Here is a 24891-nt window from a genome sequence, read left to right as displayed (position 1 = left end):
CAAGTGGTGCACACAGGGCGAGATCTTCCTTGACCGTCCCGTCGGCCGGCACGAGGCTGAGCCGCCTCCACACTTCCTTCACCCCATCCCGGAGTTGGGACGCTCACATGCGCACTGCAGCCTTCGCGGGCGCGGCGACCGTGGCGGCCTTCGCGCTGCTCACACCCGTCGCGTACGCCGCACCGTCCGGCGACAACGGAACCGTCAAGATCCATGACGCCGGCACCGGCGCCGAGATCCCCGCGAACGAGCCGAAGGTCTGCACGTTCTACCTCGACGGCTTCGGCTTCGACGGCGGTCAGGACGTCGCCTGGAAGATCGTCGCGGTTCCGCCCACCGGCGCGTACACCGTGGTGAAGAGCGGTTCGCTCACGCTCGACGCCAAGGGTCACGGCCGCTCCGCCGAACTGGCCCTGCCGGACGGGCACTACAAGCTCTTCTGGAACTTCGACGGCGAGAACGGCAAGGCCAAGCACAAGGTGTTCCGGACCGAGTGCGGGAACGAGGAGCCCGGGAAGCCGGGTGACGAGCCGGGCGGCAAACCCGACGACAAGCCGTCCGGGCCTGCGTCGGCCGAGCCCGGCACCGACTCGCCGACCGGGTCCGCCGAGCAGCCCGCGGCCGATCCGTCGATTCCGGCCGCGGGGCCCTCGGGGCAGGGTTCCGAGCCGAACGGCGAGCCGTCGCCGAACACCGTCGGGGACAGCGACCTCGCGGAGACCGGTTCGGGCGCGCCGGTCGGTCCGATCGCCGTCGCGGCGGCCGCACTGATCGGCGCCGGTGCCGTTCTGGTGGCCCGCCGCCGCAGGGTCCGCCGCCACTGACACCCGGCCTGCGGGCCCCGCGCCCGTGGCAGCCCGCTGACGCACGGTGCCCCCACACCCGACGGGTGTGGGGGCACTGCCGTACGGGACGGCTCCGGTCAGCCGGTGTTGCGCAGGCCCGCCGCCACACCGTTGACGGTGAGGAGCAGGGCACGGGACAGCAGCGGGTCGGGGTCCTCGCCGCGCTCGGCGGCCGCCCGCTGCCGGGCGAGCAGGGACACCTGGAGGTAGGAGATCGGGTCGAGATAGGCGTCGCGGATGGCGAACGTCTGCTGGAGCACCGGGTCGGAGTCGAGCAGCTTCTCGCCGCCCGTCACCCGCAGCACCTCACGGACGGTCAGTTCGTGTTCGGCCTCGATGGTGCCGAACACGTGCTTGAGGTCGTCGGGGACGAGGGTGTCGACGTAGTGGCGGGCGATCCGCAGATCGGTCTTGGCGAGCGTCATCTCCACGTTGGAGATGAAGTTCCGGAAGAAGTGCCACTGCTCGTACATCTCCTCCAGGACGCCGTCGAGTCCGGCCTCGCGCAGGGCGCGCAGTCCGGAGCCGACGCCGAACCAGCCGGGGACGATCTGCCGGGACTGGGTCCAGCCGAACACCCACGGGATGGCGCGCAGCCCGTCCAGGCCGGCGCCGCTGTCCGGGCGGCGGGAGGGCCGGGAGCCGAGGTGGAGGTCGGCGAGCTGGTCGACGGGGGTGGCCGCGAAGAAGTACGCGGGCAGGTCGGGGTCCTCGACCAGCTTGCGGTAGGCGGCGTGCGCGGCGTCCGAGACGGTGTCCATGGCGGCGTCCCAGCGTGCCAGTGCCTCGACGGACTGGCGGGGCGAGGTGTGCAGCGCGGACGCCTGGAGGGTGGCGGCGACGGTGAGTTCCAGGTTCTCCCGGGCGAGGGAGGGGATCAGGTACTTGTCGGAGATCACCTCGCCCTGCTCGGTGACCTTGATCTCGCCTTCGAGGGTGCCCCAGGGCTGGGCGAGGATCGCAGTGTGGGAGGGCCCGCCGCCGCGGCCGACGGTGCCGCCACGGCCGTGGAACAGCCGCAGCCGGACGCCGTACCGGTGCGCGACGTCGCGGAGCCGGCGCTGGGCGCGGTGGATCTCCCACTGGGAGGTGGTGATACCGCCGAACTTGGAGGAGTCGGAGTAGCCGAGCATGACCTCCTGGACGTCGCCGCGCAGGGCGACGAGCCGACGGTAGGAGGGGTCGGCGAGCATCTCGTCGAGGATGACGTCGGCGGCGCGCAGCTCCTCGGTGGTCTCCAGCAGCGGCACGATGCCGATCTTCGCCCAGCCCGCGTGCAGGTCGAGGAGTCCGGCCTCGCGGGCGAGGACCGCGGCGGCGAAGACGTCGTCGGCGCCCTGGCACATGGAGATGATGTACGACTCGATGACCTCGGGGCCGAACCGTTCGAACGCGTCCTTGACGGTGTGGAAGACGCCGAGGGTCTTGGCCCCGGCGGCGTCCAGGGGTGCCGGGGTCGGGGCGAGCGGGCGGCGCGAGCGGAGTTCCTTGGCGAGGAGCCGCTTGCGGTAGTCGCGCGGCATGTCGCTGTAGCGCCAGGACTCCTCGCCGAGGCGGTCGAAGAGCTGGCCGAGCGCGTGGTGGTGGGCGTCGGCGTGTTCGCGGACGTCCATGGTGGCGAGCTGGAGGCCGAACGCGGCGAGGGTACGGATGGTGCGGTCGAGACGGCCGTCGGCGAAGAGTCCGCCGCGGTGCTCGCGCAGTGAGGTCTGGATGAGCCGGAGGTCGGTGAGGAGTTCCGCGGTGCCGAGGTAGTCGCGTCCGGGCTCGTGCGGGGTGCCCTTGGCGAGGCGTTCGCGGGTGTTGACGAGCTTCTGGCGGATGCAGGTGGCCTTGAGCCGGTAGGGCTCCTCGGCGTTGAGCCGCTTGTAGCGGGGGCTGATCTCCGGGAGGAGTTCGAGGTCGTCGCGCAGGGAGTCGAGCAGCTCCTCGGTGGCGCCGGCGTAGCGGATCGAGTTGGAGAGGAGTCCGCGCAGGCTGTCGACGGTCTCCAGGGCGTCGGTGATGCCGTGCTCGTGCTGGAGGATCAGCACGTCCCGGGTGACCTGCGGGGTGACGTTGGGGTTGCCGTCGCGGTCGCCGCCGATCCAGGTGCCGAAGGTGAGGGGGCGGGTCTCCGGGGGGAGTTCGACGCCGACCCGTTCCAGTTCGGCGGCGAGGTCCTCCAGGACGTCGCCGACCGCTCCGACGTGGAGTTCGTCGAGGTAGTAGATGGCGTTGCGGGCCTCGTCGGTGGGTTCGGGGCGCGCGACGCGGAGTTCGTCCGTCTGCCAGACGAGGTCGATGTTCTCGGCGAGGCGCAGATCGTGGCGGCGCCGGTCGGCCTCGCCGACCGGGGTCTCCAGGAGGGCCGCGATCCGGCGGAGCTTGTTGAGGACCGAGCGGCGGGCCGCCTCGGTGGGGTGGGCGGTGAAGACGGGGCGCACATTGAGGTGGGCGACGGCCTCCCTGACGTGTGCCGGGTCGCCGTCCTTGAGCATGTCCGCGGTACGGGCGAGGAGGCCGCCCTCGGCAGCGCGGTGGGCGCGCAGCTCCCGGCCGCGGTGCACCTGCTCGGTGACGTTCGCCAGATGGAAGTACGTGGAGAAGGCTCGTACGAGCTTGGCAGCGGTTTCCACCTCGGTGCCGCCGAGCAGCTCGGCGGCGGCTTCGCCGTCCGTGCGGGTGAGGGCGCGCACCCGCTCGACGAGCTCCAGGAGCTCCGGGCCCTCCTGGCGGACGATCGTCTCGCCCAGGAGGTCACCCAGTCGGCGGATGTCGGCGCGCAGTTCCGCGCTCGTGGTGGGGTTGTCGGCACTGCTCACAGGTGCGGCTCCTTGCAGTTTCGAGCACGTCCGGAGGGGTGTGCGGACCGCGCTGTCCGACGTCACCAGGATAGGTGCCCCTTCGCGCCCTCTTGCCGTCGGCCGCCGCTCCGCTGCCATACTTACGAAGGCGTAGGTTACGGAACCGTAGATACGCAGCCACGCACATCCCGTGACACTCCCACCCCACAGGGGACACCTATGGCACCCACGAGCTCCGACGTGATCGACGAGACCACCAGCAAGACCGATTCCGCGCTGCTCACCGCGACCCTCGGAGGGGAAAAGCGGCGTTCGATCGAGCAGATCACGCTGCTGCTGTTCATCACGGTGCCGTTCCTCGCCCTGGTGGCGGCCGTACCGCTGGCCTGGGGCTGGGGGGTGAGCTGGCTGGATCTGGGCCTGATGGTGGCGATGTACTTCATCGGCTGCCACGGCATCACGATCGGTTTCCACCGCTATTTCACCCATGGTGCCTTCAAGGCGAAGCGTCCGCTGCGGATCGCGCTGGCGATCATGGGATCGCTGGCGGTCGAGGGTCCGCTGGTGCGGTGGGTGGCCGACCACCGCAAGCACCACAAGTTCTCCGACGCGGAGGGCGACCCGCACTCGCCGTGGCGGTACGGCGAGACCGTCCCTGCGCTGCTCAAGGGCCTGTGGTGGGCCCACATCGGCTGGATGTTCGACGAGGAGCAGACGTCGCAGCAGAAGTACGCCCCGGATCTGATCAAGGACCCGGTGATGCGGGCGGTCTCCCGGCAGTTCGTGCTGTGGACGACGGTCTCCCTGTCGGTGCCGGCAGTGATCGGCGGACTGGTGACGATGTCCTGGTGGGGTGCCTTCACCGGCTTCTTCTGGGGTTCGCTGGTGCGGGTGGCGCTGCTGCACCACGTCACGTGGTCGATCAACTCGATCTGTCACGCGGTGGGCAAGCGCCCCTTCAAGTCGCGGGACCGTTCGGGCAACGTGTGGTGGCTGGCGGTGCTGTCCTGCGGCGAGTCCTGGCACAACCTGCACCACGCCGACCCGACGTCGGCTCGGCACGGTGTGCTGCGCGGCCAGGTGGACTCGAGCGCGCGGCTGATCCGCTGGTTCGAGAAACTGGGCTGGGCCTATGACGTGCGGTGGCCGGATGCGGCCCGTATCGACTCCCGGCGCAGGGAGGAGGCCGCGCAGGCGGCATGATGGACGGCGTGGCGATCGACGGCAGTTCCAGCAGCGACAAGAACCGGCGCACCCGGCGCACCCGTATGACCGGCAAGGAGCGCCGGGAACAGTTGCTGGACATCGGTCGCGCGCTGTTCGCCGAGAAGGGCTTCGAGGGCACGTCGGTGGAGGAGATCGCGGCGAAGGCCGGGGTCTCCAAGCCGGTGGTGTACGAGCACTTCGGTGGCAAGGAGGGCCTGTACGCGGTGGTGGTCGACCGCGAGATGCGGTCGCTGCTGGACATGGTGACGGGCGCACTGACCGCCGGCCATCCGCGGGAGCTGCTGGAGCAGGCGGCCTTCGCGCTGCTGGACTACATCGAGACGTACACGGACGGTTTCCGGATCCTGGTGCGGGACTCTCCGGTGGCCCAGTCGACGGGCACGTTCGCGTCGCTGATCAGCGACATCGCCACCCAGGTCGAGGACATCCTCGGTCTGGAGTTCAAGGCGCGCGGCTTCGACCCGAAGCTGGCCCCGCTCTACGCCCAGGCCCTGGTCGGCATGGTGGCCCTGACCGGCCAGTGGTGGCTGGACGTGCGACGCCCCCGCAAGGCGGAGGTGGCGGCCCATCTGGTGAATCTGGCCTGGCACGGCCTGGACGGACTGGAGCCGAAGCCGCGGCTGATCGGCCACCGCAAGAGCTGAGGGCCGCGGGGCGGGGCACCGGGTCGTCCGGCACCGGTCTCTCGCGCACCGGCGTGGGCGCGCGGCGCCCGGGCCGGCCCCCGAAGAGGCCGGCCGGGGCGGGATCAGTCCGTGGGCTCCAGGAACTCGAGGCGGTTGCCGACGGGGTCCTCGGAGTGGAAGCGGCGGTGATGCGGGAGGTCGGCGTCCCACACCACCTTCGCTCCGTGCTCCTCCAGGCGCCGGGCGAAGTCGTCGATCCCGGTCACCCGCAGGCCCGGGTGGGCCTTCCGGGCCGGGCGGAAGTCCTCCTCGATCCCGATGTGCAGCTGGACGGCGCCCGTCCCGAACCAGCACCCGCCGCGTGCGGCCATTACCGGGGGTTTGGGGATCTCCGTCATGCCCAGGGCGTCCCGGTAGTAGGCCCGGAGGAGGTCCTCGGAGCCGGGAGGTGCGGCGAGCTGGACATGGTCGAGAGCAGCGATCACACTGCGGCCTTTCTGGCGGTCGCGAAGATGCGGCGGAACGGGAAGACGGTGCCGTGCGGGCCCGGCGGATAGGCCTTGCGCAGCAGGTCCCGGTACTGGGACAGGAACTCCTCGGTGGCGTCGGGATCGTCGGCGAGGGCGGTGAGGACGGGGCGCAGGGCGGTGCCCTTGACCCAGTCGAGGACCGGATCCTCCCCGGACAGCAGCTGGTAGTAGGTGGTCTCCCAGCAGTCGGCGGTGCAGCCGAGGTCGGTGAGGCGGCCGAGGTAGTCGGCCGGGTCGAGCACATGGACGTAGCGGCGGCCCTGGTGGGCGAGGCGGTCCCGCCACTGGGCCGACTCGCACAGCTCCGCCAGCAGTGCGTGGCTCGGCGAGGCGTAGTTCCCGGGGACCTGGAAGGCGAAGGTGCCGCCCGGGGCGAGTCCGTCGATCCAGCAGGCGAAGGACTCCGGGTGATTGGGCACCCATTGAAGTGCGGCGTTGGAGATGATCAGGTCGTAGGGCGCGTCCGGCGTCCAGTGCGCGGCATCGGCGGACCGGAAGTCCAGCCGGCCGCCGCCCGGGGTGGTACCGGCGTAGTCGCGCTGGGCCCGCTCCAGCATTTCGGGCGAGTTGTCGAAGCCGGTGATACGCGCGTCGGGCCAACGTGCCGCGATGAGGGCGGTGACATTGCCCGGTCCGCAGCCGATGTCGGCGACAAGGGCGGGCCGGTTCCGGTCGGGCGGTTCGGGGATCCGGGCGAGAAGATCGAGGAACGGCCGGGTGCGATGGCCTGAGTGACGCAGGTACTGCCGTGGATCCCATGTCGGCGCGGAATGCATGTGTCGAGCCCCCTTACGACGTATCGGTCCGGGACGGTCCTCTGCGGTGTTCTCCGTCCCCGGATGACCTCCTCCCCGCCGAAGCGGAACGAGGTTTCGGCCCGGACATGCCCAATCGTCAAGCAGAATATATCTTGACGTCAAGAGACTTAACATCGACAGACCATCTACACTGATCGTCATGGAGGACGAGGTCGACCGACTGGTTGCTGCATGGCGCCGCGAGCGCCCCGACCTCGACGTGGAACCGCTCGAGGTACTGAGTCGCGTCAGCAGGCTGGCCCGTCATCTCGACCGGGCCCGTCGGCTTGCGTTCTCCGAGCACCAGCTCGAACCGTGGGAGTTCGACGTGCTCACCTCACTGCGGCGCGCGGGCGCGCCCTACCAGCTCTCCCCGGGCCAGCTGCTGACCCAGACCCTGGTCACCTCGGGCACCATGACCAACCGCATCGACCGGCTCACCAAGAAGGGCCTCGTCGAGCGGCTGCCCGATCCCAGCGACCGGCGCGGCGTCCTGGTCCGGCTCACCCCCGAGGGGCGCGACCGGGCCGACCAGGCGCTCGCCGGACTCCTCGACCAGGAGCGGGCGATCCTCGCCGAGCTCTCGCGCGCCCAGCGCGGCGAACTCGCCGGACTGCTGCGCCGGTTGACCGCCCCGTTCGACAACGTCCCCGGCTGAGACGGCGCCCGGGCGGAGACGGAACGACTGCCGGAACAGCACGGCACAGCACAGCATGTTCACGGCGCCCAGGGCCGGGGCGGCGACCGGGACGACAGGACACCTCGGGCCGGGGCGACATCTGTGCCGGTACGGCGCCCGAACCGGCACGCTTCCCCCTGCCGTCCGGTCGTAACCCGGCGCTCAGCCCGTGCTGCCGACCACCGGACGGTCCAGTTCGACGGGACCCACCCCGGCCCGGCGGGCCAGCGCGACGGCGGCGAGCGTGGAGTGCACCCCCAGCTTGCCCAGCACGTTCTGCATATGCGTACGGACGGTGTGCGGGGACAGGAACAGGCGCTCCGCGACCGCCTTGCGCCCCAGGCCCGCCACCATGCAGCGCAGCACCTCGCGCTCGCGCGGTGTCAGCGACTCCACGAGGCGCTCGCTCTCCGTACGGTGCCGGCGAGCCGCGGTCAGTTCCCGCAGCACGCCGGTGAGCAGCGCGGGCGGCAGATGCGTCTCCTCGCGCAGCACGCCCCGGATGACGGCGAGGAGGCGTTGCAGGGAGCAGTCCTTGGCGACCCAGCCGGACGCCCCTGCCTGCAGCGCGAGCGCCGCGCGATGCGGGTCGTCCCGCTCGGCGAGGACGATCGAGCGGACCGTGGGCCGGCCCGCACGTACACCGGCCACCAGCGATATCCCGTCGACGGGGGCGCCCTCCCCGGTGTCCACGGCGGTCCGGGCGGGCTGGCCACCGGCCGCCCCCAGATCGGCGTCCACCAGCATGACGTCGAACCTGCGCCCCTCGCCGGCCGCCCGTTCCAGGCAGCGCAGGGCTGCCGGACCACTGCCGGCCGCGGCCACCTCCACGTCGGGCTCCGCGGCAAGAGCGGCGGATAGGGACTCGGCGAAGATCCGGTGATCGTCGACCACCAGAACACGGATACGAACCACAGACACCCCCTGCTGCGTCGCGGGGGAGCCCCAGGCCCCCCGGCTAGGAAGGACCGGCGCGGGCACGGCGCCCGGAACGAAAGAACAGCACAGGGCACGGCCGCCGCCGTGCCGGTACTGCTACCCCCACCCCGGGCGTCATACCCGACTGTGTCGACCCCTGATCGGCACCGGCCCCCACCGGTGCTGTGCATCAGAGTACGGACGGGTGCGGGGAGCGGAAGCCGAATTGCAGAACTGGTGGACCGGGGTTCGCGGGGGAGCACGCAGGCTCCACATCACGACATGAAGAGTCATGGAGCGAAAGTTTCATGACAACGGGTGCTATGACCGATGAATCGATCCATCGCTCGGACGCACGGCCGCCGGGGCCGTCGGGGGCACGGCCCGCGGCGCAGGGCCCGCACACCCGGTGCCGGGCTGCCGTTCCGTGCCACAGGCGCAGTGCGCCGCGCGTGCGCCGGGCCGTGCCTCTCAGCGCCCTGAACGGACGAAGTCCCAGGCGTCACGGACGATGTCCGCGAGATCCGGGTGGTCGGGGTACCAGCCGAGCCGTTCGTGGGCGCGGGTGGCCGAGGCCACCAGGACGGCGGGGTCACCCGCGCGGCGCGCCGCGACGGTCTCCGGGACGTCATGGCCCGTCACCTTGCGGACGGTCTCGACGACCTCCCGCACCGAGAAGCCGTTGCCGTTCCCGAGGTTGCAGATCAGGTGCTCCCCCGGGGTGATCGCACGGAGCGCCAGCAGATGAGCCCGGGCCAGGTCGGCGACGTGGATGTAGTCGCGCACGCAGGTGCCGTCCGGGGTCGGATAGTCGTCACCGTAGACGGCGATGGAGTCCCGTACACCGAGGGCCACTTGGAGGACCAGCGGGATGAGGTGCGACTCCGGGCAGTGGCGTTCGCCGTAGGGTCCGTGGGCGCCGGCCACGTTGAAGTAGCGCAGGGACGCGGCGGCCAGGCCGTGGGCGGCGCACTGGTCGCCGATCATGTGGTCGACGGCGAGCTTGGACGAGCCGTAGGGACTGGCGGGCACGGTCGGCGCGGTCTCGGCGAGCGGGACGGCGGCCGGTTCCCCGTAGGTCGCCGCGGTGGACGAGAACACCAGCTTCCGCACACCCGCCGTGCGCATCGCGGCGAGCAGCGCAATGGTCCCGCCGACGTTGTTCGCCCAGTACTTGCCGGGGTCGGCGACGGATTCACCGACCTGGGAGGACGCGGCGAAGTGCAGCACCCCGTCATAGCCGGAGTCCAGCCATTCGGCGCAGTCCTGGACGCGCCCTTCGACGAACTCCGCCCCGGGGGGCACCGCGTCCCGGAACCCCGTGGAGAGGTCGTCGAGCACGGTCACCCGGTGCCCGGCATCCAGCAGATGGGCGGCGACGACGCTGCCGACGTAACCCGCACCGCCCGTGACCAGGTACTTCTCGCTCATGAGATGGATGCCTCCCACAGTCGTCCGGCCGCGGCACCGGCGGCACGTCGCTGCTGAACACGCTCGTCCCGGACCTGGTGTCCGGCGAGGTACGCCAACAGTTACCGACAGACCTGTGGGAACTCTGTGCACCGCGCCAAGGCGTGTCCCGGCGCGGACTCGCACGCGCACACGGACCGGTACGAGGCCGCGCACACGGACCGCGGTACGAGGCCGCGCACACGGACCGCGGTACGAGGCCGCGCACTCGTACGAGGCCGCGCACCGGTACGACTCCGGGCACGACTGCAGGCACGACTCCGGGCACGACTGCGGCCACGGCAGCGACGACAGCAACGGCGGCAGCGGGACGTGTCCGGGCGGGTCAGCCCAGGGGCACGTCGTCCGCCCCCGCGCCGCCTCGCGACGTGGGCAGTACGGCGGCCCGGTCCAGCAGCCCGGTGCGCGCCGCCAGGGCCGCCGCCTCCAGCCGGGAGCCGACGCCCAGTTTCATCAGCACCCGCTGGACATGGGTGCGTGCGGTGCTGGGCGCGATGCCCATGCCGGCCGCGATGAGCCGGGTGTCCTCGCCTTCCGCGACGCGCACCAGCACCTCCGCCTCCCGGGGGGTCAGCAGGGCCAGCAGCCGACGGCCCTCGTCGTCGGGTTCGGCGGTCGGGTTGAGCAGTTCGGTGAAGGCGTTCTGCAGCAGTGCCGGGGCGACGGCCGCCTCACCCGCCCTGGCCTTCATGATGGCCCGTTCGACGCCCTCGATGCGTTCGTCGTGCCGCACGTAGCCGGAGGCCCCGGCGGCGAACGCGGCTGCTATCCCGCGCGGGTTCGGCACCGGCCCCAGCACCACGACGGCCACCTGCGGGCGTTCCCGCTTGATCCGGACGACCGGCTCGAACGCGCCGGGCGCGGCCGGTGCCGCCGTGCCGAGCAGACACACCTCCGGCGCCCGGCCGATCACCAGCTCGGCCGCGCCGGCGCCCGGTGCCGCCGCCGCGAGCACCCGGTGCCCGCGCAGCTTGAGTGCCGAGGCAAGCGCCTCTGCGAGCAGTCGGTGGTCGTCGACCACCATGAGCCGCACGCCCATCGGGCAATCCCCTCCCCCGGGGCCCCTGCCGCACCCCTCGGCCCCGGCCCCACCTCGTTAGACCCGGCAAGCTACACGCATGTTCGACGTTGTGTGCCCCTTACCGGTAAGAAGCCACTCGGATTGTCGAAATCCCTTTCATACGGGACTACTTGGCGGAACGAAAGCCCGCGGCCCCGGCGGGCGGGGGTTCCGCCGGCCGGGGCCGCGCATCCGTGGACCGGAAGGTTCCGTCAGTTCGTGCCGAAGGCGATCGCCAGGGGTTCCGGAGTGCCCGACAGCTTCTGGGCCTGCTTGGCGTACACGCCGGAAACGTACAGCCGGCCGCCGCCGAAGATGAACTCGGCGTACTCCGGGTTGAAGTGGGTCTCCACGAGCCGGGTCGCCTCGTCGGCCGGGTTCTCCATCAGCACGGTCTGCTTGAACGTCGCACCGTCGATGGAGACGATCTGGCCGCCCTTGTCGTACGGGGCCTCCTTGTAGGCGATGACGTTGCCGCCGTCCATGCGCAGCGGGAACACCGTGTACCGCTCGCCCGCGTCGGCCCGTCCGGACACCGGCTTGCCGGTGGTCAGGTCGAAGGCGACGACCTCGTTGGTCTCGGAGATCCGGTCCTCGCCGGTGCCCTCGTGCTCCTCGGTGCGGAGGTACAGCCGGTTGTCGCCCGCGACCACGCCGATGCAGCTCTCGACGTCCGTGGCCCCGCACTCCGCACCGTACTTGGAGTAGTCCGCGGTGATCTTGGTTAGCAGCTTGCCGGTCTTGGCGTCGATGGAGAAGAAGTCGGTGATGCTGCTGCCGTCGTCGGCCGCGTCACCGACGTCGGCCGCCACGACGAGCGGCGTGGTCGACACGATGTGCGGGTACTTGATGCCGGCCGGCATCTCGTACGAGGCCCGGACCGCGCCCTTGGCCTTGACGTCCACCACCTGGATGGACACCTTCTCCGCGCCGAAGTCGCCGCACCTGCGCACCGCGACCAGGGTCTCGCCGCCGCCGTAGCCGCGGTCGACGCAGTTGCCCGTGGTGGCGCCCCCGGGAGCCCACAGCTGGGCGCCGGTGGCCACGTCCCACGCCGCGCCGCCGCTGGTGCCTCCGGCCGCGACCGCGCCGGCGCCGATGGTGACCTCCTTGAAGTCGGCCATCCGGCTGCCGTCCGGCACGTTCTTGCGCCACAGCATCTTGCCGGTTTCCAGGTCGATCGAGGCGACCTCGGAGCAGCCGGAGTACCGCTCGGTCTTGCTGGGCTTCTTCGGCTGGAAGACGATCGCCGCCTTGTTGTCGGCGCTGATGTGGCGGGAGCCCGCGCACATCGGTCCGGGCAGCGGGAGCTTCCACGCCTGGGTGCCCTTGACCGCGTCGTAGCCGACGATCTCGAAGACGCCGCTCTTCACGTAGTACTTGTCGGTCGCCCAGGAGCCCTTGACCGAGATCGAGTCGGCGCCCTTCGGCTGGACCGGCATGGGCACCTGGAACAGCACCTTGGAGTTGACGTCGGCCGGGGGCTTCTCCTTGGCGGCGACGGCGGCTGGTTTGTCGCCGTTCTTGCCGCCCGCGGTGTTGACGGGGCGCTGCGGCTCGTCGTCACTGCTCTTCGCGTACCAGAGACCGCCGACGACGATCAGGGCGATGGCCGCGACCGCAGCGGTGACGATCACCGTCGTGGCGCCGGGCTTCTTCCGGCCGCCGCCGGGACCGCCCTGGACGCCGCTCTGGGGCATGTGGGACTGGTGCATCGGCTGGGTGTACGGCTGCGCCGGGTACCCGTACGGGTTCTGCCCCTGGACGGGCGCACCCATGGGCTGGGTGGGCGGCTGCGCCGGGTAGGCGTTGGCCGGCGGCTGCGCCGGGTAGGCGTTGGCCGGGGGCTGCGGATAGCCGTAGCCGGGCTGTCCGGTGGGCTGCTGCGGCGGCTGGGCGGGGTAGCCGTAGCCGGCAGGGCCGGGCTGCTGGGCGGGCGGCGGGGTCTGCGGATAGCCGTACGACGGCGCGGGAGCGGGGCCGGGCGCGGCCGGGGCCCCGGGTGCGGGGGTCGCCGGCCCGCCCTGCGGCGGCGGGGTCGGGGCGCCGAAGCCGCCGGCGGGCGGCTCCTGGGGCGCCCCGAAACCTCCCTGCGGAGGCGGCTGGTTGGGTGGCTGGGGTGGCTGGGTCATCGTGTGTGTACCTCGGTGTCGGAACGAGCGGGCGCGGGAAGGGGGGTCACTTGCCGTAGGCCATCAGCGTCTTCTCCTCGCCGCTGCTCGACTTCCGGCCCATGACGCGGGTCGTCATCAGGTAGAAGCGGCCGTCCACGTAGTCGATCGCCGGGTCGAAGAAGCTGCGTTCCACCTCCGCCGCGGACCGGGGGAACGGGAGCACCGCCGTGGGCTTGCCGCCGGTGACCGGGATCGTCGCGATCGCGCCGCCGGAGTTGTACTCGGGCTCCAGGTAGACCGTCACGTTCTTGCCGTCGGACTTCAGCGGGAGCATGGTGCGCCCCTTGCCGGCGGGGGAACGCCCCACCGCCTTACCGGTGTTGAGGTCGAAGGCGACGATCTCGTTGGACCGTCCGCCGCCCGCGCCGCCGGCCTTCTCCTTGGTGGGCATGTACAGCCGGTCGGCGTCCGCAGTGACGCCGAAGCAGGCCTGGAGGCTGCGCTCGATGACCGAGATGCCGCAGTCCACCCCGAAGCTGTCCTTGGTGTCGAGCTGGGAGCGGACCTTGCCGTCCGCCTTCAGCGTCGTCACGTTCCAGAGCTTCTTCTCTTCGTTCTCCGAGTAGATCACCAGCGGGTCGACGGAGTAGACCCGCTCGACCTTCCAGCCCTTGGGCAGCTTGAAGGTCCACTTGGGCTTGCCGGTGGCGGGGTCCACCTCCTGCACCTGGTGGAGGGCGCCGTACTCCCCGCCGACCGTGCAGGTGCTGACGCCGACGAGCTTGGGACCGCCCGCGAAGGACTCGATGTGGCAGGCGCCCTCGCCACGGCCGAACAGCTTCTTGCCGTCGACGACACTGAAGGCGCTGGACGTGCCCCAGCGGCTGACGGCGACCGTGTTGCCGGAGATCACCATGTCGAGGGTGCTGCCGCTGTCGAACAGGCCCTCCTTGGGGACCTCGCTCTTCCAGCCCGCCTTGCCGGTGGCCAGGTCGATCTGCTGGAGCTGGTTGCACTGGGCCTTCTCGGTGTTGGCCTTCTTGAAGGCGACCACGATCTTGCCGTCGGCGGTGGTCTGCCGGGACGCGCCGCACAGCGGGGCGGTCATCGGCACGCTCCACTTCTTCGTGCCGTCGACCGCCGAGTACCCGTTGACCTCGCGGTACGTGGCCTTGACGACGATGTCACCGGCGAACCACGGTCCGTAGGCCTCCGCGCCGCCGTCCGGCAGCTTGACGTCATTGGTCTGGAGGAACAGCACCTTCGCGTCGCCGGGCTTGCGGCCCGCGTTGAGGTCCTCGGTGGGGGCCGTGCCGCTGCCGCTGCCGTCGCCCTTGTCGACCGACGGGGAGCCGGTCGGCGTGGGGCTGCCCGAGGGGCCTGCGACGGGCTTCTTCGGGTCCTCGTCGTTGGAGAGGACCGCGTAGGCGCCGCCGCCGACGACGAGCAGTCCCGCGACGGCCGCGGCGACGATCGCGATGACCTTGCCGTTCTTCCGGCCTCCGGTCGCGCCGGGGCCGCCGGCCGGGCCGGGGGCTCCGGCGAACGGCTGGGTCGGGTAGCCGTACTGCGGCTGCTGCCCGTACGGGCCGGGCTGCGCGTAGGGGTTGGCGGCGGTCGGCTGCTGGCCGTGGACCTGCGGGTAGCCGTAACCGGGCGGTACGCCGGGCTGCCCGGCGGGCGGGGTCTGCGGGGCGCCGTAGGGCCCGGAGCCGTACGGGCCGGGTGCGTACGGGCCGGGGGCCGACTGCTGCGGCGCACCGTAGGGACCGGTCTGCGGCGGGGCGCCCGGTGCCGGCGTGCCGGGAGGCGTCGGGGTCGGTGTGCCCGGCGCCTTGCCGAAGTCCGGTCCGCCGGGGGCCGCCTGCGGGGCACCCTGCGCCGGTCCTGCCGGTGCCTGCGGCGGAACCGGCGGCGGCTGCGGCGGCTGGGCTGGCTGCTGCGGGGCACCGGGCGGTGTGCCCTGCGGGTCCTGTGGCGCTCCGAAGCCCCCCTGCGGCGGCTGCTGGCTGGGCGGCTGGCTCATCAGCCCTGTCCCCCTTCGGGCAGGGGTCCCCGTCCGGCCGGCCTCCCCCGCGATTCCGGCGGCCGACTCCCCTGTGTGCCGGGGGTTCGGACATGGACCCCGCAATTTCACGTCAGTAGAGCGGGATTTCTTTCTATCACCGCTCAGCGCGAGCACGACGGGCCGGTACGCCCCTGTACCGAAGGGCGTACCGGCCCGTGATCCCGCCGTTACCGGTCGGGCACAATTCCTCTACGCGTCCTCTGCGAGCTCCAGCCAGCGCATTTCCAACTCCTCGCGCTCGCCCGCCAGTTCCCGCAGTTCCGCGTCGAGTTTCGCGACCTTTTCGAAGTCCGTGGCGTTCTCGGCGATTTGCGTGTGGAGCTTCGACTCCTTGTCGGAGATCTTGTCCAGTTGCCGCTCGATCCGCTGGAGTTCCTTCTTCGCGGCGCGTGCGTCGCCCGCCGAACGGTCCTTGGCTGGCGCCACCGGCACGGGCGCCGCGGCCTCGACCATCGTCCGCCGCCGTTCCAGGTATTCGTCGATCCCGCGCGGCAGCATCCGCAGCGTGCCGTCGCCGAGCAGGGCGAGCACCCGGTCGGTGGTGCGCTCGACGAAGAACCGGTCGTGCGAGATGACCACCAGCGAGCCGGGCCAGCCGTCGAGCACGTCCTCCAGCTGGGTGAGGGTCTCGATGTCCAGGTCGTTGGTGGGCTCGTCGAGGAACAGCACGTTCGGCTCGTCCATCAGCAGCCGCAGCAGCTGGAGGCGGCGCCGCTCACCGCCGGACAGGTCGCCGACGGGCGTCCACTGCTTCTCCTTGCTGAAGCCGAACTGCTCGCACAGCTGGCCGGCCGTCATCTCCCGGCCCTTGCCGAGGTCCACCCGGTCACGGACCCGCTGCACGGCCTCCAGCACCCGCAACGACGGATCGAGTTCGGCGACCTCCTGCGACAGGTACGCCAGCCTGACCGTCTTGCCGACGACGACCCGGCCGGCCACCGGCTGTGCCTCGCCCTGTGTGCGGGCCGCTTCCGCGAGGGTGCGCAGCAGCGACGTCTTGCCCGCCCCGTTCACCCCGACGAGACCGAAGCGGTCGCCGGGGCCGAGCTGCCAGGTGAGGTGCTTCAGCAGCACCTTCGGCCCGGCCTGCACGGTCACGTTCTCCAGGTCGAAGACCGTCTTGCCGAGCCGGGCGTTCGCGAACCGCATCAGCTCGGAGGAGTCCCGGGGCGGCGGCACGTCCTTGATCAGCTCGTTGGCGGCCTCGACGCGGAAACGCGGCTTGGACGTACGGGCCGGGGCGCCGCGGCGCAGCCACGCCAGCTCCTTGCGGACCAGGTTCTGCCGCTTGGCCTCCTCGGTGGCGGCGATCCGCTCCCGCTCGGCGCGGGCGAAGACGTAGTCGGAGTAGCCGCCCTCGTACTCGTAGACGGCGCCGCGCTGCACGTCCCACATGCGGGTGCACACCTGGTCCAGGAACCAGCGGTCGTGGGTGACGCAGACCAGGCCCGAGCGGCGCTCCCTGAGGTGCTGGGCGAGCCAGGCGATGCCCTCCACGTCGAGGTGGTTGGTGGGCTCGTCGAGGACGATCAGGTCGTGCTCGGCGATGAGCAGCTTGGCCAGCGCGATACGGCGCCGCTCGCCGCCGGAGAGCGGCCCGATGACGGTGTCCAGGCCCTGCGGGAACCCGGACAGGTCGAGGCCGTCGAACAGGCCGGTCAGCACGTCGCGGATCTTGGCGTTGCCCGCCCACTCGTGGTCGGCGAGATCGCCGATGACCTCGTGCCGGATGGTCGCCTTCGGGTCGAGCGAGTCGTGCTGGGTGAGCACGCCGAGCCGCAGGCCGCCGCTGTGCGTGACCCGACCGGTGTCGGGCTCCTCCAGTTTCGCGAGCATGCGGATGAGCGTCGTCTTGCCGTCGCCGTTGCGGCCGACGACGCCGATGCGATCGCCCTCGGACACGCCGAGGGACACACCGTCGAGCAGGGCACGGGTGCCGTACACCTTGCCGACTGCCTCGACATTGACCAGATTGACGGCCATCAACGCTCCTGGAAGAGGGATCGATCAGCCTCCCAGCCTATGCCCTGTCCGGGAAGCCGCAGTGCGGCCGCCCGACCGCTCGACCAGGAGCCAGCCGCCGAGCGCCATCCCGACCGCCGCGGGCGCGCTGACCGGAAGGGCGACGAGGACCGCCGTACGGCCCTCCAGCAGGCCTCCGAAGCCGACCATGGACACGCCGAGCACACCGAGCAGGCACAGGGTGACCCCGAGTGCGGCCAGCGGTCCCGACCCGGGTCCGGAGGCCGTCGACGCGGGGCGTTCCGTGCGCCGGAACGCGGCGACGAGCAGCGCGGTCAGGGCGGCCGCGAGGACCAGCCGGACCGGCAGCTGGGCCCACCATGCGGCGCTCGCCGGTTCGGGCAGCGCGGGACCGAGGGCGAGCTGGGCACCGTACACGCCGAGCATCGCCGTCAGGTGCCACAGGAACGCGGTCATGGCGACGCCGTTCGCGGCGACGACCGTGCGCCAGACCCGCGGCCGGGCCGACAGGCGGGCGCCCGGCCCGCGCAGCAGCTCGACCGCGCCGACCAGCCACAGGCCGTGGCACAGCAGCGCGACGGTGGGTGGCGCCATGTTCGAGACCTTCTCCCCCGGCATGCCGACCATGCTCAGCGGATAGGGCCCGACGGCCACCAGCAGTGCCGCCCCGGCGAGGCCGGCACCGGCCAGGACGTGCGGCATCCGTATTCTGCCGTCGGCGCGGAGGAAACCCAGCTGGTGCACGGCGAGCCACACGAACGCGAAGTTGAGGAACTCGACGTACGGCACGTCCAGGGCGAACCGCAACACGTCGACGGCCCCGGCGGCCGCGGCGAGCGCGGCGAACGCGCCCCAGCCGTGGCGCTCGTGCAGTTTCAGCAGTGGCGGTGTGAACGCGACCATCGCGAGGTAGATCCCGATGAACCACAGCGGCTGGGTGACGAGGCGCAGCGCGACACCGGTCAACCCGCCGCCCCCGCCCAGGAGCTGGACGAGGAGCGCACCGGCCCCCCACACGAGGACGAACACCATGGTGGGCCGCAGCAGCCGCTGGAGCCGCGCCCGGAGGAACGCGGAGTACACCGAGTCGTCGGGCCGCCTGCGCTGCAGCGAGCGGTAGGAAAGTGCGTGCGAGAAGCCGCCCACGAAGAAGAACACCGGCATGACCTGCAACGCCCAGGTGAGCACCTGGAGTTCGGGCACCACGCCGAGGAGGTTGCCGATGCCGGATTCGGTGACGGCGGCCATCAGCCAGTGTCCGAGGACGACGGTCCCGAGCGAGGCGACCCTGAGGAGGTCGATGTACCGGTCCCGCGAGTCCGGTGTCCGCTCGGCGAGTTCGCGTACGCGTGTTCCCATGCGGACACCGTGCCGGTGGGCCATGGGTGGACGACAGGGTGCGCGTACTCAGATGCCGGCTGAGTAGCCCCGCCGGTGGCGGAAGGGCGGGGACAGCCTCGGCGAAAGGCTGCTTCCCCGTGCCGGTGCCTTGAAGGTCGGTCCTTGCCGGCCTGTGCAGGTCCTTGCCGACCCGGTGCAGGTCCTTGCCGGTCCAGGTCCTTGCCGGCCCCGTGCAGGTCCTTGCCCGGTCCCGTGCAGGTCCTTGCCGGCCCGTGCAGGTCCCTTACCGGCCCACGTGCAGGTCCCTTGCCGGTCTCTTGTCCCGGCCGCGGCGGGGCTTCCCCTGTCTCAGTGCCGGGACGTGACCGTGGCGCCCGGTGCCGGCGACACGGCGACGCGGGCGGTGCGGCAGGTGCCGGAGGACAGCAGGGCCTCGGCGATCCGTGCCGCCGCGGCTGCGTCCTCGGCGAGGAACGCGGTGGTCGGGCCCGAGCCCGACACCAGCGCGGCGAGCGCGCCCGCCGCCGTGCCCGCGGCCAGGGTCTCGGCGAGGGACGGGCGCAGCGAGAGCGCCGCGGCCTGGAGGTCGTTGGACAGGGCGGCCGCGAGCGCGCCGGAGTCACCGGTACGGAGTGCGTCCAGCAGGGCCGGGGACGCCTCGGGAGCGGGCACGTCGGCGCCCTCGACGAGGCGGTCGAACTCGCGGTACACGGCAGGGGTGGACAGTCCCCCGTCGGCCACCGCGAACACCCAGTGGAACGTGCCGCCGACCTCCAGGGGCGTCAGCAGCTCGCCCCGGCCGGTGCCCAGCGCGGCACCGCCGACCAGGCTGAACGGCACATCGCTGCCGAGCTCCGCGCAGATCGCGAGCAGTTCCTCGCGGGACGCGCCGGTGCCCCACAGCGCGTCGCAGGCGACCAGCGCGCCCGCCCCGTCGGCGCTGCCGCCGGCCATGCCGCCCGCGACGGGGATGTCCTTGGCGATGTGGATGTGGACGTCCGGGGAGATGCCGTGCCGCTCGGCGAGCGCGACGGCCGCGCGGGCGGCGAGGTTGGTGGGGTCGAGCGGCACCTGGCCGGCGTCGGGCCCCTCGCAGGTGATGCGGAGGCTGTCCGCGGCGGTCACCGTGATCTCGTCGTACAGCCCGACCGCGAGGAAGACGTTCGCGAGGTCGTGGAACCCGTCGGGCCGGGCCGCCCCGACCGCGAGCTGGACGTTGACCTTGGCGGGGACTCGTACGGTGACGGAGTCGGACACGTGCGGGGACCTCTCGGAAGCGGAACGGGAACGGATACGGACGTCGGGGCGGTGCGTCGTGGGCGGGGGCGGTGCGTCGTGGGCGGGGGCTGGTGCGTCGTGGGCGGGGGCGGTCCGTGACGTGCCGGCCTCGCCCGGCGACCGGACCGTACGGCGACTGGCCGGCGGCCGGTGACCCCGGTCGCCCCGGGAGACCGTGCCCGGACCAGTAGACCGCACCGGCCCCGGGCGACTCGACGCGGGCCCGCACGGGCCGGTGACGGCGCGTGCGGCGCGGACAGTGTGACGGCCCTGTGCGAACCGGCCTGCGGCCGTACGGAAGCGCCCCTGCCGGAGCGGGAGGGCTGCCCGGACGGGCCGGTCCGAGCAGCCCGGCGTGGACGGACCAGCGTGGACGGACCAGCGTGGACGGACCAGCGTGGACGGACCAGCGTGGACGGACCAGCGTGGACCGACCGGCGTGGACGGACCGGCGTGGACGGACCGGCGTGGACGGACCGGCGTGGACGGACCGGCGTGGACGGACCGGCGTGGGTGCGGTCAGAGTGCCGGGGCGGGGGCCGGCCTGCGCTCGGCGATCGCCGCGAACTCGTGAACGGTGAGCGATTCACCGCGGGCCTGCGGTGACACCCCCGCGGCGACGAGTGCCGCCTCTGCCGCGGCCGCGGAGCCGGCCCAGCCGGCCAGGGCGGCGCGGAGCGTCTTGCGGCGCTGCGCGAAGGCGGCGTCGACGACGGCGAAGACCTCCGACCTGCTCGCCGTGGTCCTGATCGGCTCGGCGCGGCGGACCAGGGAGACGAGGCCGGAGTCGACGTTGGGCGCGGGCCAGAAGACATTGCGGCCGATCGCGCCCGCCCGCTTGACCTCGGCGTACCAGTTGGCCTTCACGGACGGCACGCCGTACACCTTGTTGCCGGGGTCGGCGGCGAGCCGGTCGGCGACCTCGGCCTGGACCATGACGAGGGTCCGCTCGATGGTCGGGAAGCGGTCGAGCATGTGCAGGAGGACCGGCACGGCCACGTTGTACGGCAGGTTGGCGACGAGCGCGGTGGGCGGGGGGCCGGGCAGCTCTTCGATGTGCATCGCGTCGGAGTGGACCAGCGCGAACCGGTCGGCCTTCGCCGGCATGCGGGCCGCGATCGTCGAGGGGAGCGCGGCGGCGAGCACGTCGTCGATCTCGACGGCGGTGACCCGGTCGGCGGCCTCCAGCAGGGCCAGCGTCAGCGAGCCGAGCCCCGGACCGACCTCGACGACCACGTCGTCGGGCCGTACCTCGGCGGTGCGGACGATCCGCCGGACGGTGTTGGCGTCGATGACGAAGTTCTGGCCGCGCTGCTTGGTGGGGCGTACCCCCAGCGCTGCGGCGAGTTCGCGGATGTCGGCGGGGCCCAGGAGGGCGTCGGGCTCTGTGGTGCTCACCCGTAAAGCCTACGGCCGCAGTGCGGCCACGGACTCGCCCCCCGCTGCACGAAGAGCATCTTGGCGCGGTAGGTCTGCTCGGCGGCGGGCGCGTTCTGGGGCAGGCCCTTGCCGCCGAGCCGGTGCCAGGTGCGGCGGTCGAACTGGTACAGCCCGCCGTACGTCCCGGAGGGGTCGACCGCGTTGACGCGGCCGCCCGACTCGCACCGGGCGAGTCCGGCCCAGTTCAGACCGTCTACGTCGCCGGCGGACGAAGGCAGGGGGCGCGTGCCGATCTTGACGATCCGGGTGACCGGCCGGCGGAGCGTTTCCTCCGCGATCCTCTCCGGTGTCTGCACGACGCCGTTGACCCGGCGCAGGCTGTAGACGACCCGTCGGGTGCCGTTGCGGCCCGGGCGTTCGACGACCTCGGTCCCGGCGAACAGGCGGGGGTCACGGGTCCGCTCCACGGCGTACGGGATGGGTTCCTCCCGCACCTCCCGGGAGCCGGTGATCCGCATGACCGTGACCGTCTGGCCGTCGAGGGGGAAGCCGTCGAGCGGTGCCGAGGCGGTGTCCTGCGCGCCGAGGGTGATGCCGGCCTGTTCGAGGGCCTCGCGGACGGTGGCCGCGTTGGTGCGCACGGTGCGTTCCCGGCCGTCGGCCATGAAGGTGACGGTGCGTTCGGTGCGTACGTCGAGGACGAGGCCGCTGCGGGAGATCCGGGAGGAGCGGGAGGCCGACAGATAGGCGCCCTCGGCTCGGACACCGAGCTGTCCGAGCGCCCCGTCGACCGTTGCCGCCGTGGTCCACACCCGCCGCCGTTCGCCGTCGAGGGTGAGGGTGACGGGTCTGCCGAAGCGGACGGCCACCTCGTCCCCGCTGACGAGGTCCGCGCGGTGTCCGGGGGCGACGATGTCGTGCGACCCGACGGCGACGCCCTCGTCCTCGAGGAGGCCGGCGACATCGGCCGCGAACGTGTGCACCATACGCGGCTCGCCGCCGTCGACGGTGAGGGTGACGGTCTTGTCGTGGACCACGAAAGCGGTGGTGCCGCCCGCGAGGACGGCGAGGACGAGGGCCTGCGGGATGAGCCGGCGCAGCGCCTCGGGCGCGGAACCGCCCCGGGCCCGGCGACGCGCCGCTCTGCGCGCCTCGGCTCGCCCTCCGGAGCGGGGGGCCGGATCCGACGGGCCGACGGGGCCGGGGTCGTTGGATCCCGGTCGCCCGGTGAGTGCGGCGGACGCCTCGGGGGCCTGGTGCACGACCTCTTGCGCGATCCCCTGCCCCGGCTCGCGCGGGGCCGTGCGCCGGGCACCGGAGACCGGGAAGTCCACGAACACGGGCCGCGGAACGGCCGGCGGCGCCGCGGGGGGACCTGCGGGCGCCGCCCGCAACGCCCTGTCGGCGACGTCACCAGGTCCAGGCCGCTCGGAGGGCTCTGCCCCGGGCGCCACCGGGCCATCGTGTGCCGGGAGGTCCACGAGCGCTCGGAAGTCCACGAGGGTCGGCCGGGGAACGACCGGCGGCCGCACCAGCGTGGCGGCGGGGGCTGCGGGCTCGGCCGGCAGCTCGTCGAGGACCGCGCCGGGCCCGGGCTGTCCCGCGGGGCCCGCCGGGCCCCCGCCGAAGGCCCCGGGCGTCCGGAAGTCGACGAGGGTGGGCAGGGGGACGATCAGCGGCGCGGCCAGGGTGGCGGCGGTGTACAGGTCCGGCGGCGGGCTCGGCGGTACGGGTGCGGCCGGTGCGCCCCGTGTACCCCGTGCGCCCGATGTCCTTGGTGCTGCTGGAGCGGCGGGTGCAGCCTTGCCGCCCGGTGCCGGCTCGGCCGCCGACGCGGCGGACGCCGGATCCGCGGCCGGTGTACCCGGTGCGGCGGTTCTGCCTGCGGCGCGGCGCCCGCCGCGTGCGGCACGGTGACTGCCCTGCGAATTGCCCACGACACTCCGTCCGTCCCGGCCGGTGCGCCTGACGCACGGCGTCGGGCCGATGCCCGACGACGTGCTGACGCCTGACGACGTCTCGGCGGAGGTCGCCTGCCGAAGACGTCGCGGCCCGGGACACTAGCGGAGCGGGCGTCACTCTCCAAAGCGACGCGACTGCGTGGAGTTATGATCGAATATCGAAGGCACGTGCGGTATTGGCCGCGATGGCGGTGGCCAGCGTGTCCTCGTCGACGCCCCTGACGGCTGCCATGGCCCTCACCGTGACCGGAATGAGGTAAGGGGCGTTGGGCCGTCCGCGGTACGGCGCAGGGGTGAGGAACGGGGCGTCGGTCTCGACGAGGACCAGCTCCGCCGGGGCGACGGCGAGGGCGTCCCGCAACGGCTGGGCGTTCTTGAAGGTGACGTTGCCCGCGAAGGACATGAAGTACCCGGCGTCCGCGCAGGTCTTGGCCATCTCGGCGTCACCCGAGTAGCAGTGGAACACGGTCCGCTCCGGGGCGCCCTCCTCGGCGAGGATGCGGAGGACGTCGGCGTGGGCGTCGCGGTCGTGGATGACCAGCGCCTTGCCGTGGCGCTTGGCGATCTCGATGTGGGCGCGGAACGACCGTTCCTGGGCGGCCATGCCTTCGGGGCCGGTGCGGAAGAAGTCGAGGCCGGTCTCGCCGACGGCCCGCACGTGCGGGAGCGCGGCGAGCCGGTCGATCTCGGCGAGCGCCTCGTCGAGGGCGGCGTCCCCGCCGGGCTGCCGGGCACCCTGCCGTGACCAGCCGTCGGGGTCGCCGTGGACGATCCGGGGCGCCTCGTTGGGGTGCAGGGCCACTGCGGCGTGGACGTTCTCGTACGCGGCGGCCGTCGCCGCCGCCCAGCGGGAGCCGTTCAGGTCGCAGCCCACCTGGACGACGGTGGTCACACCGACGGACGCGGCCTTGGCGAGGGCTTCCTCGACGGTGCCGTCCTGCATGTCCAGGTGGGTGTGCGAGTCCGCGACCGGTACCGCGAGCGGCCGGGGCAGCGGCGGCGGGGCATGCTTGACGTCCTTGGGGCTCATGGACGCGATCCTACGAGCCCCCGTCGGTCATGCGTTCCCGTCACCGTTCGGGCAGCCACCGGTTCCTGTGGTCTCCCGCGACGGTCTCCCGTTCCCGCAGCGGTCCCGTCCCCGCGACGGTCACCCGCGCCTGCGGCGATCCCGCCCCCGCGACGGTCACCCGTTCCCGCAGCGGTCACCCGCGCCTGCGGTGGGACGGGCGGAAGAGGTCGGACAGGCGCCTGCGGCGGACCGGTCCGGGGAGATCCCCCTCGGTCCCGGACTGCGCTGCGGCCGGCTCCGCGGCCACAGCGGACTGTCCCGGCCCGGCCGGTCCGGGCTCCGCCTCACCGCGCCCGGCTTTCCGGGGCTTGGCGGAGTGGGCCTTCCTGGGCGCCGAGTAGGACGCAGGGACCGGGCCGGCGATTCCCGGCGCTACGGGGTAGTGGTACAGCGAGTCGAGGGTGTTGACCACGGACGAGACCTGGCCCGCCCGCATGATGCGCACCTTGTGCTCACCGCAGTTCAAGCACGTCGGCCGGGACAGCGGCGAGGGGACCCGCGCGCCGTCGGCCTTGTAGATGATGAAGTCGTTCCCCGAGGCGTCGGTGTGGTGCTCTATCTCGTACGCCTGCTCCCAGCCGTATCCGCAGCGCATGCAGGCGAAGGCATAGGCCTCGTGGGCGACGCGGATACCTGCGATCTCACTCATGCCAGCTCCCTTCCACTGCTCCAGTGGATGCCCGGTCCGGCCGAAAGGCATCGGGCTCTGTCAAACGTTGAAGCGCTTTTTGGCCTTTCGATGAGAAATGGGCCGGA

Annotated in this window: 19 protein-coding genes; 4 read left to right on the top strand and 15 right to left on the bottom strand. The window is 72.3% G+C overall.

Annotated features, from left to right (window positions below; genetic code table 11):
- Window positions 1-107: 107 nt before the first annotated feature.
- Window positions 108-824: a hypothetical protein gene (locus ACZ4Z5_RS15675; RefSeq protein ID WP_468262318.1), complete on the top strand. Its 717-nt coding sequence runs from the start codon at window positions 108-110 to the stop codon at window positions 822-824.
- A 98-nt stretch (window positions 825-922) separates the two neighbouring features.
- Here the strand turns inward: ACZ4Z5_RS15675 and ppc are convergent, their stop codons facing one another.
- The gene (ppc, locus tag ACZ4Z5_RS15670) at window positions 923-3649 is read right to left on the bottom strand and encodes a phosphoenolpyruvate carboxylase (protein ID WP_468262315.1); all 2727 of its coding nucleotides are present in this window, start codon (window positions 3647-3649) and stop codon (window positions 923-925) included.
- Window positions 3650-3850: 201 nt separating this feature from the next.
- Between ppc and ACZ4Z5_RS15665 the strand changes: the two genes are divergently transcribed.
- Window positions 3851-4834, top strand: coding sequence for an acyl-CoA desaturase (locus tag ACZ4Z5_RS15665; protein WP_468262313.1), 984 nt, complete (start codon window positions 3851-3853; stop codon window positions 4832-4834).
- Window positions 4831-5502, top strand: a complete 672-nt coding sequence (locus ACZ4Z5_RS15660; protein WP_468262310.1) for a TetR/AcrR family transcriptional regulator — start codon at window positions 4831-4833, stop codon at window positions 5500-5502. The genes ACZ4Z5_RS15665 and ACZ4Z5_RS15660 overlap by 4 nt, the downstream gene beginning before the upstream one ends.
- A 104-nt stretch (window positions 5503-5606) precedes the next feature.
- Here the strand turns inward: ACZ4Z5_RS15660 and ACZ4Z5_RS15655 are convergent, their stop codons facing one another.
- On the bottom strand, window positions 5607-5969 hold the full coding sequence (locus ACZ4Z5_RS15655) for a VOC family protein (protein WP_468262307.1): 363 nt from the start codon (window positions 5967-5969) through the stop codon (window positions 5607-5609).
- The gene (locus tag ACZ4Z5_RS15650) at window positions 5966-6790 is read right to left on the bottom strand and encodes a trans-aconitate 2-methyltransferase (RefSeq protein WP_468262305.1); all 825 of its coding nucleotides are present in this window, start codon (window positions 6788-6790) and stop codon (window positions 5966-5968) included. The genes ACZ4Z5_RS15655 and ACZ4Z5_RS15650 overlap by 4 nt, the downstream gene beginning before the upstream one ends.
- A 181-nt stretch (window positions 6791-6971) precedes the next feature.
- Here ACZ4Z5_RS15650 and ACZ4Z5_RS15645 point away from each other — a divergent pair, with 181 nt between their 5' ends.
- Window positions 6972-7469, top strand: coding sequence for a MarR family winged helix-turn-helix transcriptional regulator (locus ACZ4Z5_RS15645; RefSeq protein WP_468262302.1), 498 nt, complete (start codon window positions 6972-6974; stop codon window positions 7467-7469).
- Between the two features lie 183 nt (window positions 7470-7652).
- On the opposite strand, the gene ACZ4Z5_RS15640 is transcribed toward ACZ4Z5_RS15645, so the two are convergent.
- From ACZ4Z5_RS15640 to ACZ4Z5_RS15585, 12 genes are all read right to left on the bottom strand, one after another.
- A complete protein-coding gene (locus ACZ4Z5_RS15640) occupies window positions 7653-8405 on the bottom strand; it encodes a LuxR C-terminal-related transcriptional regulator (protein WP_468262299.1) in 753 nt (250 codons plus the stop codon).
- A 474-nt stretch (window positions 8406-8879) separates the two neighbouring features.
- Complete coding sequence (gene galE, locus ACZ4Z5_RS15635; protein WP_468262296.1) at window positions 8880-9839, bottom strand: UDP-glucose 4-epimerase GalE; 960 nt, start codon at window positions 9837-9839, stop codon at window positions 8880-8882.
- Window positions 9840-10203: 364 nt separating this feature from the next.
- Entirely contained in the window at window positions 10204-10917 is a 714-nt protein-coding gene (locus ACZ4Z5_RS15630) for a helix-turn-helix transcriptional regulator (RefSeq protein WP_468262293.1), read from the bottom strand.
- Between the two features lie 233 nt (window positions 10918-11150).
- Complete coding sequence (locus tag ACZ4Z5_RS15625; protein WP_468262291.1) at window positions 11151-13070, bottom strand: outer membrane protein assembly factor BamB family protein; 1920 nt, start codon at window positions 13068-13070, stop codon at window positions 11151-11153.
- A 46-nt stretch (window positions 13071-13116) separates the two neighbouring features.
- Window positions 13117-15078 (bottom strand): outer membrane protein assembly factor BamB family protein, encoded by a 1962-nt coding sequence (locus tag ACZ4Z5_RS15620; RefSeq protein ID WP_468262288.1) that lies wholly within the window; start codon window positions 15076-15078, stop codon window positions 13117-13119.
- 231 nt (window positions 15079-15309) lie between these two features.
- Window positions 15310-17103, bottom strand: a complete 1794-nt coding sequence (locus ACZ4Z5_RS15615) for an ABC-F family ATP-binding cassette domain-containing protein (RefSeq protein ID WP_468262286.1) — start codon at window positions 17101-17103, stop codon at window positions 15310-15312.
- Between the two features lie 24 nt (window positions 17104-17127).
- The gene (locus tag ACZ4Z5_RS15610) at window positions 17128-18462 is read right to left on the bottom strand and encodes an acyltransferase family protein (protein WP_468262283.1); all 1335 of its coding nucleotides are present in this window, start codon (window positions 18460-18462) and stop codon (window positions 17128-17130) included.
- A 330-nt stretch (window positions 18463-18792) separates the two neighbouring features.
- Window positions 18793-19701 (bottom strand): 4-(cytidine 5'-diphospho)-2-C-methyl-D-erythritol kinase, encoded by a 909-nt coding sequence (locus ACZ4Z5_RS15605; protein WP_468262281.1) that lies wholly within the window; start codon window positions 19699-19701, stop codon window positions 18793-18795.
- Window positions 19702-20241: 540 nt separating this feature from the next.
- Window positions 20242-21120, bottom strand: coding sequence for a 16S rRNA (adenine(1518)-N(6)/adenine(1519)-N(6))-dimethyltransferase RsmA (gene rsmA / locus ACZ4Z5_RS15600; RefSeq protein WP_468262279.1), 879 nt, complete (start codon window positions 21118-21120; stop codon window positions 20242-20244).
- On the bottom strand, window positions 21117-22442 hold the full coding sequence (locus ACZ4Z5_RS15595; RefSeq protein ID WP_468262628.1) for a ubiquitin-like domain-containing protein: 1326 nt from the start codon (window positions 22440-22442) through the stop codon (window positions 21117-21119). The genes rsmA and ACZ4Z5_RS15595 overlap by 4 nt, the downstream gene beginning before the upstream one ends.
- Window positions 22443-23208: 766 nt before the next feature.
- The gene (locus ACZ4Z5_RS15590; protein WP_468262277.1) at window positions 23209-24093 is read right to left on the bottom strand and encodes a TatD family hydrolase; all 885 of its coding nucleotides are present in this window, start codon (window positions 24091-24093) and stop codon (window positions 23209-23211) included.
- 175 nt (window positions 24094-24268) lie between these two features.
- Window positions 24269-24784: a hypothetical protein gene (locus tag ACZ4Z5_RS15585; RefSeq protein WP_468262274.1), complete on the bottom strand. Its 516-nt coding sequence runs from the start codon at window positions 24782-24784 to the stop codon at window positions 24269-24271.
- Window positions 24785-24891 lie beyond the last annotated feature (107 nt).

Source organism: Streptomyces sp. NPDC030222 (assembly GCF_055573115.1).
Note: the sequence above shows the minus strand (reverse complement) of the source record. Positions and strands in the feature narration are given on the sequence as shown.

Excerpts from the sequence above, each read along its gene's own strand:
- ACZ4Z5_RS15675 (WP_468262318.1), top strand. The coding sequence starts at position 108 with ATGCGCACTGCAGCCTTCGCGGGCGCGGCGACCGTGGCGGCCTTCGCG.
- galE (WP_468262296.1), bottom strand. The coding sequence starts at position 9,839 with ATGAGCGAGAAGTACCTGGTCACGGGCGGTGCGGGTTACGTCGGCAGC.
- ACZ4Z5_RS15590 (WP_468262277.1), bottom strand. The coding sequence starts at position 24,093 with ATGAGCCCCAAGGACGTCAAGCATGCCCCGCCGCCGCTGCCCCGGCCG.
- ACZ4Z5_RS15665 (WP_468262313.1), top strand. The coding sequence starts at position 3,851 with ATGGCACCCACGAGCTCCGACGTGATCGACGAGACCACCAGCAAGACC.
- ACZ4Z5_RS15585 (WP_468262274.1), bottom strand. The coding sequence starts at position 24,784 with ATGAGTGAGATCGCAGGTATCCGCGTCGCCCACGAGGCCTATGCCTTC.
- ACZ4Z5_RS15660 (WP_468262310.1), top strand. The coding sequence starts at position 4,831 with ATGATGGACGGCGTGGCGATCGACGGCAGTTCCAGCAGCGACAAGAAC.
- ACZ4Z5_RS15630 (WP_468262293.1), bottom strand. The coding sequence starts at position 10,917 with ATGGGCGTGCGGCTCATGGTGGTCGACGACCACCGACTGCTCGCAGAG.
- ACZ4Z5_RS15650 (WP_468262305.1), bottom strand. The coding sequence starts at position 6,790 with ATGCATTCCGCGCCGACATGGGATCCACGGCAGTACCTGCGTCACTCA.
- ACZ4Z5_RS15645 (WP_468262302.1), top strand. The coding sequence starts at position 6,972 with ATGGAGGACGAGGTCGACCGACTGGTTGCTGCATGGCGCCGCGAGCGC.
- ACZ4Z5_RS15625 (WP_468262291.1), bottom strand. The coding sequence starts at position 13,070 with ATGACCCAGCCACCCCAGCCACCCAACCAGCCGCCTCCGCAGGGAGGT.
- ACZ4Z5_RS15610 (WP_468262283.1), bottom strand. The coding sequence starts at position 18,462 with ATGGGAACACGCGTACGCGAACTCGCCGAGCGGACACCGGACTCGCGG.
- ACZ4Z5_RS15620 (WP_468262288.1), bottom strand. The coding sequence starts at position 15,078 with ATGAGCCAGCCGCCCAGCCAGCAGCCGCCGCAGGGGGGCTTCGGAGCG.
- ACZ4Z5_RS15615 (WP_468262286.1), bottom strand. The coding sequence starts at position 17,103 with ATGGCCGTCAATCTGGTCAATGTCGAGGCAGTCGGCAAGGTGTACGGC.